This is a genomic window from Segatella albensis DSM 11370 = JCM 12258 (assembly GCF_000426565.1).
GTDB lineage: Bacteria > Bacteroidota > Bacteroidia > Bacteroidales > Bacteroidaceae > Prevotella > Prevotella albensis.
The window spans coordinates 1-12574 of the sequence record NZ_AUFP01000030.1; the positions used below are offsets into that span (position 1 = coordinate 1).

At 39.2% G+C, this 12574-nt stretch carries 15 protein-coding genes; 4 read left to right on the top strand and 11 right to left on the bottom strand.

The annotated features are described in order from the left end of the window. Window positions 1-206: 206 nt before the first annotated feature. The 5 genes from K333_RS0109475 to K333_RS0109495 all read right to left on the bottom strand — a co-directional run bounded on the left by K333_RS0109475 (window position 207) and on the right by K333_RS0109495 (window position 2830). Window positions 207-962 carry a glycine rich domain-containing protein gene (locus K333_RS0109475; RefSeq protein WP_081767399.1) on the bottom strand — a complete coding sequence of 252 codons (756 nt, stop codon included), beginning with the start codon at window positions 960-962 and terminating at the stop codon, window positions 207-209. Window positions 963-1296: 334 nt separating this feature from the next. Next, entirely contained in the window at window positions 1297-1818 is a 522-nt protein-coding gene (locus K333_RS0109480) for a PD-(D/E)XK nuclease family transposase (protein ID WP_024990681.1), read from the bottom strand. A 78-nt stretch (window positions 1819-1896) separates the two neighbouring features. Next, complete coding sequence (locus K333_RS0109485) at window positions 1897-2058, bottom strand: hypothetical protein (RefSeq protein ID WP_244870424.1); 162 nt, start codon at window positions 2056-2058, stop codon at window positions 1897-1899. A 65-nt stretch (window positions 2059-2123) separates the two neighbouring features. Next, window positions 2124-2609, bottom strand: coding sequence for a DUF3990 domain-containing protein (locus K333_RS0109490; RefSeq protein WP_306306356.1), 486 nt, complete (start codon window positions 2607-2609; stop codon window positions 2124-2126). After that, a complete protein-coding gene (locus K333_RS0109495; RefSeq protein ID WP_306306355.1) occupies window positions 2606-2830 on the bottom strand; it encodes a DUF3791 domain-containing protein in 225 nt (74 codons plus the stop codon). Before K333_RS0109495 ends, K333_RS0109490 begins: the two co-directional genes overlap by 4 nt. Before the next feature lie 163 nt (window positions 2831-2993). On the opposite strand from K333_RS0109495, the gene K333_RS12295 reads away from it, so the two are divergent. Next, a complete protein-coding gene (locus K333_RS12295) occupies window positions 2994-3722 on the top strand; it encodes a glycine rich domain-containing protein (RefSeq protein ID WP_024990677.1) in 729 nt (242 codons plus the stop codon). Between the two features lie 112 nt (window positions 3723-3834). Here K333_RS12295 and K333_RS0109505 read toward each other — a convergent pair whose 3' ends face one another. From K333_RS0109505 to K333_RS0109530, 6 genes are all read right to left on the bottom strand, one after another. Then, on the bottom strand, window positions 3835-4620 hold the full coding sequence (locus tag K333_RS0109505) for a glycine-rich protein (protein ID WP_027452619.1): 786 nt from the start codon (window positions 4618-4620) through the stop codon (window positions 3835-3837). Between the two features lie 126 nt (window positions 4621-4746). Further along, window positions 4747-5526 (bottom strand): glycine rich domain-containing protein, encoded by a 780-nt coding sequence (locus tag K333_RS0109510; RefSeq protein WP_027452620.1) that lies wholly within the window; start codon window positions 5524-5526, stop codon window positions 4747-4749. 111 nt (window positions 5527-5637) lie between these two features. Then, entirely contained in the window at window positions 5638-6414 is a 777-nt protein-coding gene (locus tag K333_RS0109515) for a glycine rich domain-containing protein (protein ID WP_161624567.1), read from the bottom strand. A gap of 139 nt (window positions 6415-6553) precedes the next feature. Next, window positions 6554-7114: an RloB family protein gene (locus K333_RS0109520; RefSeq protein ID WP_024990672.1), complete on the bottom strand. Its 561-nt coding sequence runs from the start codon at window positions 7112-7114 to the stop codon at window positions 6554-6556. 2 nt (window positions 7115-7116) lie between these two features. Further along, window positions 7117-8340 (bottom strand): AAA family ATPase, encoded by a 1224-nt coding sequence (locus tag K333_RS0109525; protein ID WP_024990671.1) that lies wholly within the window; start codon window positions 8338-8340, stop codon window positions 7117-7119. Window positions 8341-8874: 534 nt separating this feature from the next. Beyond that, window positions 8875-10152 carry a Fic family protein gene (locus K333_RS0109530; protein ID WP_027452621.1) on the bottom strand — a complete coding sequence of 426 codons (1278 nt, stop codon included), beginning with the start codon at window positions 10150-10152 and terminating at the stop codon, window positions 8875-8877. Between the two features lie 131 nt (window positions 10153-10283). Between K333_RS0109530 and K333_RS12985 the strand changes: the two genes are divergently transcribed. The 3 genes from K333_RS12985 to K333_RS12300 all read left to right on the top strand — a co-directional run bounded on the left by K333_RS12985 (window position 10284) and on the right by K333_RS12300 (window position 12444). After that, window positions 10284-10499, top strand: a complete 216-nt coding sequence (locus tag K333_RS12985) for a glycine rich domain-containing protein (RefSeq protein ID WP_081657239.1) — start codon at window positions 10284-10286, stop codon at window positions 10497-10499. Window positions 10500-10609: 110 nt separating this feature from the next. Next, window positions 10610-11422 carry a glycine rich domain-containing protein gene (locus tag K333_RS0109535; RefSeq protein ID WP_024990670.1) on the top strand — a complete coding sequence of 271 codons (813 nt, stop codon included), beginning with the start codon at window positions 10610-10612 and terminating at the stop codon, window positions 11420-11422. Window positions 11423-11550: 128 nt separating this feature from the next. Then, a complete protein-coding gene (locus K333_RS12300; protein WP_051230930.1) occupies window positions 11551-12444 on the top strand; it encodes a glycine rich domain-containing protein in 894 nt (297 codons plus the stop codon). The last annotated feature ends 130 nt before the right edge of the window (window positions 12445-12574 follow it).

Sequence of the window (12574 nt, forward strand, 5' to 3'; positions counted from 1 at the left end):
TCATATCGGAGATATGCTAACAAATGGTTCTATGCAATCTGGTATTCGTGAAGGTGCTGGATATGCTATTCTAACCTGGCAACAATTACCATAATTAATATAATAGGCTATATCGACAAATTCGCTGATATAGCCTATTTCAAGATATGTTTATCCCGAACGGATCCCGAAAGCATACCGAAGAATAAAGGAGAAAAGAAACTGTTTTATAAACTTGGTGATATCCAAGAGATTATTGCATAGCCATGATCACGATGTCCTTGTTCTGTTCCACCTCCAGGTTTCGGAAATGTTTTACCGCCATCTATAGATGTTGCATTTGTCAATCCTCCAATGTATCCAGAGCCACCACCTCCATGTGTAGATGCATTGACTCCGCCACCACCGGATCCATTTCCACCATACCAACCTCCACCGCCAGCGCCTCCATCATCATTTCCATCTCCACCATATCCAAATCCTCCTTTTATCCCATCAGGGCCACAGCCTGTTTGAGTTCCTCCTGTATCACCTTTAGTTGGAACGTCATTTGCCCCACATATTGTAGGACTTCCTAACCCGACAAGCCCTCCACCTGCTTGGTATTTGCGAACATCTCGAGAGGCCCATCCTCCGTTAGAGCCAGCACCGCCTGCCACACATATAACAGCTGTTTTATTGTCCACAAGTTCTTTAAGTAGACCTGTGGCTGTGGCTATATGAGTAGCCCCTCCACCACCAACCCCATTAACATAATTTCCGGAAGTTATTCCACCTCCATTATAAGAGGTGCCGTCTGTATAGTGGTTCTCATCTATACCTTTTCCGCCACAAACTACATATAATATGTCATCTTTTGATAAACTTTTCCATCCACCGGAATAGCCTCCTGGGGCATTCCAATGGGAACCCCAGCCACCTCCCATAGCTCCCCATACTTCCAACTTATAATTCCCTGTTATGGGTGCTGTAAAAGTTTGCACACTTCCCGTGTGTTTGTACTATTAATATCAAACAAAAGAAAATATTAAACATATATATAAAAATAAATAGGCCATATCAACAAATTTGCTGATATAGCCTATTATTCTATTGCGGTAATTGACGCCAAGTTATTATGCATCATCACATGATGTGATAAAGGTACTTCGCAAGTATATCAAGAATTTCGATAAGCATGAGTCGTTTTTTCGAAAGACAAATAGGTGCAGGAACTCCTTGTAAACAATGGACTCGAAACTGCCATTAAACGAGCTAAAAACTACTACAGGCAAATCTTATTCTAATCTCTATAAGGGCATTCAAGAAGTTCTCTTCTTAAAAGAGACTATCAAGACTTGAAGATTTAGTTTTAGATATACCAATTTTTATAGCGGTATCAATACTATTTTTAATATCTCGGAAGTAAAGGGAACTCTGTTCATAACTATGTATCTCTGCATCGCTTAGCTTATCAAGTTTTGCAATTTCAAATAGCTTAACGAATTCCTGTTCTTGTAATTGCTCTGGTCGATGATTTAGTTTAGACATATTCTTTAAAGCGAAAAACCACTTGTCAAGCATCGTTTCAAGTTCGGTTTCCATTTTATCGAAGAAACACAATTTTGTATACAAGGAAGTGAGTTTACGAAATAAAGCATCATAAGCATTTTTGCATACTTCATCATTTTCTTCAAAAACTTTACTTACAAAGTAGTTTACATCCATCACATCCAAATTACATTCAAACAAAGCATTAAGCAGACTTATCAGTAAGTCTTTATTAGAATCGGTTCCAAAGATACGTCTGAACCCAAAATCTGTTAACGGATTAATATATTTTTCTGTTATGTGTTCCATAAGAGAATCTCCTTCTTTTGCAAAGATAATATTTGCAGAGGATATCTCAAAATTAAAAGTTTATTTATTTCGATACAATCACCAACATTTTCCTGTCGCTAGTTCGTTATTCAAACAATCCATGACATAACCTACAGACTGATAATATAACCCACTTTCAGAATCCTGTAGGCGCGTAAAAGTATCAGAATTATAGAATAAAGTCATGGCTTGCTCCATAGACATATTGTTGTTATCCATTAATATTTCCAATATATCAGAAGTTATATCTTCTTGCATGGATTCTATTTGATATTGTGTCAGTTTCATATTCTGATGAGTTTATCTAATGCTTTTTGTGTTCCGAAATAATACTGAAATGTAATTCCTTTTGAATATCTCAATTCTTGTATTAACTCCTTAACCGTGCCAATGACGCCACGCTGATATCTACGTAACTGAAAGCTCACACTATCATCAGCAATAGGACCATAGACGATGTCGTAATCGTGAACTGGTTGCTCATGGTGAATGTCACGGTTAGCTAAAATAAATCTTACCCAATCTTCGCTATAGTCATCGAATGTGATAACCTTTAGTTCACCAGACGTCATAAGCGATTCGTCAAATTCAAATTCATTTATCACAGGACGACCTTCAAGAGTTTGCCTTGTCCTTTGTACCGCTAGCAATTGAGCCTGCTTTCTATCAGCCGAAAGATAGAAACCTTTTCCAAAATCTTTATATGGCTTACAATATTGCAAGTCAGGTTTGGAAATCAACATATTAGATCCATGATAAAGCCTTATCATAATTTTCCTCCATTGTTTCTACAAACCTGTGCTAATGATGCAATACTATCTTCAAAGGAAAAGGTATGCAACACCTCATAATAGTCTTGCAAATGCTTGAACCCTTTATACCGTACAAGATAATTTAGAGCTTGGCGCTGGCTAATACCATAATGCGAAGCAAAGTCAGCGACAATAGCAATTGTATATTGTAATATGTTATGTGAATTCTTCGACATCATTTTCCTTTATTTTTGTGTCATGACAAAAATAACAACTTCTAATGAAAGTTCCAAATATTTTGATGAAAACTTTATTAGTCTACACAACGGATTTAACTTGTAAGTGCTATATTGTTTAATATTTTCTTTTTAAGCACGTAGGTAGTACAAACACACGGGAAGTGTGCAAACTTTTACGGCACCAGTAACGGGAAATTATAAGCTGGAAGTTTGGGGAGCTCAAGGAGGCGGCTGGAATACTGTTCCTGGAGGAAAGGGAGGTTATGCTAGAGGCACTTATTCTATGGCTAAAAAACAAAATATTTATATAGCAGTCGGAGCTGGTGGGTTAGACTTTACTTGGAATGGAGGAGGCCGTGAAGAAGATCATCGATATTCAATTTGCGGTGGTGGTGCGACATCTATCCAAAAGAGTTTACTATCAGACGGACAATTATATCATTATGAATCTGTTAAAGAAACAGATGTATTAATCGTTGCTGGCGGAGGTGGAGGTAGTGAATGGTATTATAGCATTTCAGATAAGACAACTCCAACAGGAGGTGCTGGGGGTGGAACAAATGGAGAAAATGGTTTCCGAGGCTATGGCAATAGTGAACCTAGTGCAAAAGGTGGTACCCAAACTACAGGAGGTAAATCTACAGCAATAGATGCAAGTTCTGGTACTCAAACTATAGTTGATGGTTCTTTTGGAAGAGGAGGATATACATTAGGTGGTGACGGTGGTGGCCAAGGTGGCGGCGGCTGGTATGGCGGTGGTGCTGCTGATTATGCCGGTGGCGGAGGTGGCGGATCCGGACATATCGGAACAATGTGTACAAATGGTTCTATGCAAAACGGTGTTCGTGAGGGTAATGGATATTGTGTAGTAACTTGGCAACAATTACCATAAAAATAATAGGCTATATCAGTAAATATCACTGATATAGCCTATTTTCTATATATGTATGTCCCGAACGAATCCCGAGTGCATCCCGAAGAATGATATTGAAAAAGAAAGTGTGTTATAGACTTGCAGATATCCAACTGATTATTGCATATCCATCTCCACTATGTCCTGTTTCCGTTCCACCTTTGGGCTTCGGGAATGTTTGGTTACCAGCTATTGTCGCTCCATTTGTGAGCATAGTTCCAATATGTCCAGAACCTCCTCCGGCTTTTACAAATGTTTCATTAACGATTGGAATAATTGTATAGCCTCCATACCAACCACCACCGCCACCTGGAATCTCTGTATTTACAACGCCAGTGAAATCTGTTATAGCAGATTGTCCTTGTCCAAATGCATAACCAGAGTCTTGAGTTGCCTGTTTAAGTTCATACAAATCGGTTGGCTTGTTATTAATTCTTACTTCAGGTATACTTCCTGTCTCTCCACCACCATATTGATTTCCAAAGCCACCACCGCCACCACCGCCTGCAACGATTAAAACATCTGTATTTCTCACGGATTCATAGTTAAATAGTTGTCCATCTCCTTTTAAACTGATTTGAACAGATGTACACCCTCCACCGCCTGCCATAGATTCATCATCGGCATGGTCCCATTCACCATCACCACCTCCATTCCAACCACCTTTATTTCTTGATTGGAATTGTCCATCATCTCCTTTTCCTCCAACAGACACATATATAACTTGATTTGCATTCATGCTGTAGTAGCCATAACTATATCCACCTATACCATAATCATTATTGAGGATTGTATTTCCTTGTAATCGTTTACCAGAGGCTCCTCCCCAAACTTCCAACTTATAATTCCCACTTATGGGCGCAGTAAAAGTCTGCACACTTCCCGTGTGTTTGTACTGCGAATATTACAAAATAGAAAATAATTAACAATAGGAGAGCATATAATAGGCAAAAAGTGTATCAATTATCTTTCTGACTTTTGATACACTCCTTACTTTATTATTTTATGGTAGCTGTTGCCAAGTGATTATACAGTAGCCATGGCCATCATGTCCAGTTTCAGTTCCACCGCTCGGACTTGGGAATGTTTGGTCGCCAGATATAGTTTGTCCATTTATAATTAATGTTGTATTGATATGACCAGATCCTCCCCCTGCAGCACCAACAAGATTAATACCACCACCGCCATACCAACCACCACCACCGCCAGCACCGCGATCTTCTGCTGTGTTTGTATAGCCCTGCCCACCTCTGCCAAATATACCAGATTGTCCACCAGTATCACGATCATTAGGACGGCCTGCAGAACCACCTGCTGATTGAGAACCGCCTTTACTTTGGATAGCTATGGTATAACCAGTATTATCATAATTGACCATACCAGCATCACCTCCAGTAATTCCACCACCAACTCCGCCTTGAAAGCGTTCTCCACCACCGCCTCCGCCTGCGACTAGAAGAACTTCGTTTTCATAACCTAAATAATTATATAATTCTCCACGATTGCTAATTGCGATATGAGAAGCACCGCCGCCACTGGCATCTCCGCCTCCACCACCATTGTAAGAATAATCTAAATATAATATATCCCCAGGACATTGTCCAACACAAACATATAACTTGTTAGATGTGCTTAGGTTCTTATATCCAATAGAATATCCACCTTTTCCACTAACTTTGTTGTCATAGTATTTTCCACTAACTTTTTCGTTAAAGTATCCTCCGCTAGCTCCCCAGCATTCTATCTTATAAGTGGTATTTATGGGTGCTATAAAAGTTTGCACACTTCCCGTGTGTTTGTACTATTAAAGCCACTTAAAAGAAAATATTCAACAACACTTATAAAATAAATAGGCTATATCAGCGAATTTGTTGATATAGCCTATTATATATTATTATGGTAATTGTTGCCAAGTGATTATACAATATCCATTACCACTATGTCCAGTTTCCGTTCCACCACTCGGGCTTGGGAAAGTTTGGTCTCCAGCTATGGTTGCTCCATTTGTTACACCACCAACATATCCAGAACCACCAGCGCCACAACAATCAGAATACCTTCCAGTTTCTAAGCATGTCAGGCCACCATAGAATCCTCCACCACCGCCTCCAACTCCTTCTGCATCACAGTCTACTGCTTGGGTCTTATTTATTCCATTTTGTCCTTGACCAAATGTATATCCTGAAGTTTGGGTTGCTCCTTTTATAGTATATAGTTCTCTATTACTGAAAGCATCTCCACCAGTTAAACCACCTCCTACACCAGCGATAGGCCCATACGCCCCCATGCCGCCACCTGCACCAGCAACTAAAATAAGTTCTGACTGGTAGTCTTCATAATTTTTTAGTACTCCCCGGTTAGTAGTGATAGCAATATGTGTAGCTCCTCCACCACCGGCACCTCCAGGCCAATTACGATAATCATTAAAACCATTGCCACCTCTTCCACCACCATTATAGCCTCCATTTCCTCCAGTGTTTCCTGAATTTGAGCTACCTTGTGATCCAACACAAATATATAATTTGTTAGATGTTATTAAACTTTTATATCCAATGGAATATCCTCCTTTTCCACCTAAATCATAATAACCATTAGAATGAATATCTCCTCCTTGCGCTCCCCAGCATTCTATCTTATAAGTGGTATTCAAAGGCGCTGTAAATGTCTGCACACTTCCCGTGTGTCTGTACTTTTGAGATTGTCTAGAAGAAAATATTCAACAATATGGAACAATAAATAAGGAGTGTACCAATTGCCATGTAGACTTTTGATACACTCCTTGTATTTTTAATATCCTTGCTTATGGAAGACTACCGCTCATCCTCCTTTAACATCTCGATAAGTTTGTAGATACCTGTTGACGGATTCTTGAACTCATGCAGCCCTCTTGCTCTTGCAACGGCAATGTCGATATTCTTGTTCAAATATGTTTTTTGAGTGTCTGTAAAAGCAGATTTGGAATAGTTCTTCCACACCGATGCACTTCTTTTCAATTCTTTGATGAGTGCATCTGTATTGATTGCTGTCTTTTGGTCTTTGGAATGGAGCAATAACCAAATCTCAAAACAAGGATTGCTTAACAGCATTTCTGCTTTGCACTTTTTCAGTTTCTCATTGATAGCTTGTACATCCATGTCATACATGAGAAATGTATGTACCTTATCCCATCGGGAGATCTTGAGCTCCTTGGTGCGCCTCTCTACCAATGATGGCGTTATCTTCGTTCCTTCTATGTGCGAAATAATTTTGATTGGTGACTTATACCATCTTTTCAAGAGATTGATATAGCAGACTTCTGTTTCGCCCTCGCAGATAACAAGGGCGACTTTCCGCATTCGCATAGATGGAGATGGTTCTCTCTTGCTTGCCATAATCAACCTTCTAATAATTGTTTTATACTTGATACGGAGGAATCAACATATGGAACGGCATCGAAGCGACCTTGTATATATCCTTTCTCGGCATCCATATTTTCACGAAAATCTTTGAAGTCGTATAATGAATATACTTCTGTTGCTCCCTGTTCTGACTTGTTGACAAAAACGATCTGGTCGCGTCGTAGTCTCTTGACGTCGATAAGGTTTGTGTTATGTGATGTAAACAATAGCTGACTGCTCTCGGAGGCGTGGATCAGATCAAGGATGAAATCGGCCAAACGGGTGTGCAAACTTTGATCAAATTCATCAAGCATGATTCCTTTCTTGTTCTTTACGACATCAAGTAATCGAAGTAATATTTGGAAAAGCTTTCTTGTGCCATCGGATTCTTCCATGTCCATATCAAACATCACATCTTTTTGATTGCGATGAAATGTCTTAAATTTCAATACATCAACAAGTTTTACGTCAACTTGACCTAATACCGCAGTGGGGGCATAGACTTGTTCTTTTCTTGCTTCAATATCGGTAATGTCTGTGTCGCAGATTTCAAGGGCCTTCAAGATAACTTTTTTATATGTATTAAAGCTGTCAAGAGCCATCATCTCATTAACATTGACCAATCCGAGCAAGAACTGGTTCATGAAATACCGGTACAGTTTTTGTGCGAGTTCTCGATTCATGGAACTTGCTCGACTAAGGAAAAGATTCTTATCGCTGGTATTCAACACAACATCTGTTGGTTTGTTGAAAACTCCCGTACCGAAACTATATTTGCCGTTAATGTCACGGACAAAGACTTTGGCTCGTCTACCAACAGGATAATAGTATAGACTTTCTGATAGAATACGCTCCTTGGTCAGTTCAAACGCATATTCGTACTCCACGTTATCACACACAAAATCAATCAGAAATTTACTTGGTTTATCTTGCCACCCTTCAAATTTGAAAGGTTCAAAGTTGAAGACCGATCCCTCATTATTAAGGTGTGAATCTAATATCAATCTACAGCAGAAATTGATAGTCTTAAGGATATTCGATTTGCCAGATGCATTAGGCCCGAAAAGTCCGATGCTTTTAAGAATAGGCACACCTTTCCATTCCATAACATTGTGGCTCAGCTCCCGAGCAAGAGCAGTGTTGATGTTTCCGGCTCTAAAGTCAACTCTTATCCTATCTTTGATAGAAAAGAAATTCTCAAATTCGATTTTAAGTATCATCTTATGCCTAATTTTGTAGCTTTTCTGCAAAAATAGCAATTAAATCTATTTCTTCAAAGTTTTTGTGTGGATAATCGACTTCGTTATATGCATATTTAACATTTATCAATCAGAACACCATAAATGTAACGATATGATTCCTATATCATTGTTGTAAACGCGTAACTCTATTACATGTACCACGGCCGTGGTACAACTGTGCGTCGAACGTGGTACGACTGTGCGACGGCCGTCGCACACCTATACCACGGCCGTCGCACACTAAACGAAGCTACATTTTCACAACAACACACCTATATATTATCATCTATTATGTTAGGTATAACAAAATATATTTCATAGTGAGATACTCAAATCACGCGATATCATTCAGTTTCAGGATATATTTCTAATCAGAAGTATATGCTATTGAAAGCAAGAAATATAAAGATTAATCAAGGACGCTTCTATCATCACTGCAGGTAAAGATTTGAAGGAGATAGAAAGGAATATGAATGAGGCAATAAATCTGTATCTTGATTCTTGTTCGGATGACTACGCTTTGATATATCCACTCTGCTTCTTGTTTATAGGGATACGTTTGAGATAACCTAATTCGGTAAGAACCTTCAAGTCTGTGCGGGCGGTCTTGTCTGAGATTCCAAACCTGTTGGATACTTCCAGACTAGTGAGTACCAAGGATGGCGTGTCGTTGATAATCTTAAGAATTTGCATCTGTCGTTCGTTAATCCCTTCAATATCACAGTATTGTAATACGGAGTTACGTTCCTCCATCTTCATGGAAAGATAGGTCTTCAAATCCTCATAGGCCTTTTTCATCACCTGAAGATTATGCAGAATGAAATATGTCATATTCATATGATCAGCCTCGGTATAGAGGAACATACGCTCGTAACGTTTCTTATTCTTATAAATCACACGCGAGATGCTGAGATATTCCGTCATCCAGTAGTCCTTCTTGAGCATATACCAATACACCAATGAACGTGCTGTCCTTCCATTTCCATCGACAAAGGGATGTATCCATGCCAACATAAAATGGAGGATGATGCCTTTGATGATCGGATGAATGAAATTGCTTTTATCCTTATCGCTGGCAAATGCGAACAAATCGTGCAACAGTTCCTCTATCTCTGTATGCGATGGAGGTGTGTGGGCCACGCTGCCTGTAATAGCGTCAATGACATAGATATCATCCGTCTGTCTGAGTCTGCCTTCATCTTCCGGATTATCCAAGGTGTTTGTTGTGATCGACCGATGGATATCGAGGAGCATATTAAGGTCCAGCACCTGACCTTTTTCCTCCACCAACTGTTTAATTGTAGCGTAATTGTTGACGATCATCTGTTGACTTCTATTTTTAGGACGAAGTTCCTTTCGGAGCATATCCTTAGCGACCTTACGCGTAGTAGAAGCTCCCTCCATCTGACTGGATGCGATGGCTTCTTCCATGATACTGTTCACGAGATATATCTGACGATCCCTAGGGCTAATCACTCCATTGGCGCTCAGACTGCCACCCATCTTCAAGTCAAACTCATGCAGAAGGCTCTGCATCAAAGGAGTAATCATGAAGGAGAATGTATATTTGCCAAATCTGATAGTCTGCAACTGCATTTGCCTTTTCATCTTCACGGCTCCCCAGAAGAGTTGAGGATCGACACCTTTAGGAGTAAGATATTTTACCTTATCCCAATAGAGATATTCGTCTTCAATTTTCTTATACAAAGTCTGCAGATTGGGATCATGTATAAGATTCATCACAGTATCGATATTATCAGAAATATCTATTATGGGAGCTTTTTCTATCATAAGCAAATGGTTTATAATGGTGACAAAGATAACAATTCTTTTTGGTATAATACGGAAATTTCCCGGAAATTTCCGTATTTGCGTTTATTTTGAGTCTTTTTTCCTATAATATTTAATTTTTTTCTTCCTTCATTTCTGGCTATACGGGATGTGATACAATCTCAGAATCTTCGACAGAAAACTATATAATTCATACGGGGCAGCCTAATCATTATAGTGGTTATGTATTCACTAATTCAGTAATGATTGCAGGAGATGCGATCATGCCTAAACCAGGTGGTGGTACTGAAACAGGGCATAGTGGAGATGGTTATGCAATAATCAGTTGGATATCACCAAGCCTATAATAAATAGTGTGTCAATGTCTACTTGATTATTGACACACTCTTATTATATTCTCTCCTGCTGTTAAATATTTTCTTTTTGGTAGCTGCTGGAGTACAAACACACGGGAAGTGTGCAGACTTTTACAGTGCCCATAAGCACCAGTTATAAGATAGAATGCTGGGGAGCAAGTGGAGGACAACCTGCAGGATTGGGAGCATATACAAATGGATACCTTAATTTATCTGATTTTTATACACTGTATCTTTATATTGGTGAAGAAGGGAAAAATGGTATATTTTCTCATGATGAGAGCTTCAAAAGCCCAAATAGTGGCACATTTAATGGCGGCGGTGGATTTGTTTTGCCAAATGATGATAATAACAACAGTCAAGGAGGTGGCGCAACAGATATCAGACTACAAAGTGGGGATTGGAACGATTTTAATTCCTTAAAATCTAGAATCATGGTTGCTGCAGGGGGAGGTGTTCATTTTAGTGGTGAGCAATCTTATGGAGGGGCTTTGTTTTCTCCTAATTATGATAATACCTTTCCAAACAGTAATTATACAACAGCAGGAATAGGCGCATCACAAATATCTGGATATAAATTCGGAATTGGACAAAGCGGAGGTCGTGTTGGAGCTGGAGGTGGTTATTATGGTGGTAATGCATTTGTAGAAGATAGCAACTATAAAGTTGGCGTACGTGGTACAGGTGGCTCTTCTTTTATCTCCGGTTATCCAGGATGTGATGCAATAGATGAATCCTCTACAGAGGATAATATAGTTCATACCGGACAACCTAATCATTATAGCGGTAAGGTATTTACGAATCCTGTAATGATTGCAGGCAATGCTAGCATGCCAAAGCCAAAAGGTGGAACAGAAACAGGACACTATGATAATGGATACGCAATCATCTCTTGGATATCACCAACTCTATAACGTTTGAAATAAATTCTAAGTAAGTGTATCGGTAATATGAATATTTACTGATACGCTCTTACTATATTTTCTTGTATTGTTGAATATTTTCTTTTTACCAACAACTATAGTATAGAAACACGGGAAGTGTGCAAACATTTACAGCGCCTTTGAGCACCAATTATAAGATAGAATGCTGGGGAGCAAGCGGAGGAGATAGTCATATAGACCATGATCAAGAAATTTATAACACTTCTAGGTATGGTGGTAAAGGTGGATATTGCGCAGGAAAAATTACCTTACCTTACAACATAAGCCTTTATGTTTATGTCGGACAATCTGGAGGAAATATTAAAGGGGTAATCTCTTTTAATGGTGGAGGTGCCTTTTTTGCGCCATGGAATAATCACCAAAGTGGTGGTGGAGCTACAGATGTACGGCTATCTGATGGAGGTGAAACGTGGAATGATTTTCATTCTTTAAAATCTAGAATTATAGTTGCTGCTGGAGGTGGAGGGGCTCATCATTATTGGGAAGGATGTAACGGAGGAAATGCAGGGGGGCTATCAGGACATGATGGATTATATTCTGTAGATCTTGTTAATGGCCCTAACGATCCATTATCTATAGCGACAGGTGCTACTCAAACACAAGGCGGAATAGGAGGAAATGGTATTTCGAATGGTAATAATGGAACTTTCGGTATTGGGGGGAATGGGAACAATACAGGTAAATATGGTAGTGGTGGTGGAGGAGGCTACTATGGCGGTGGAGGTGGCTCTTATGCTCATAATATTGTCGGTTCTGGTGCTGGTGGTTCTTCCTTCATCTCTGGTTATTCAGGCTGTGATGCAATAGATGAATCTTCAACAGAAGATAATATAATTCATACCGGTCAACCTAATCATTATAGTGGTAAGGTATTTACTAATGCTGTAATGATAGATGGTGGTTCAGTGATGCCAAAACCTAGAAGAGGAACAGAAACAGGACATAGTGGTAATGGTTATTGCATAATCTCTTGGATATCACCAAGCCTATAATATTCTTTCCGTCATTCTTCGGGATGACTTTCGGGATTCGTTCAGGATAAAAATATATAGAAATAGGTTATACCAATTAAACATTGATATAACCTATTATATATTATTATGGTAGTTGTTTCCAAGTAAT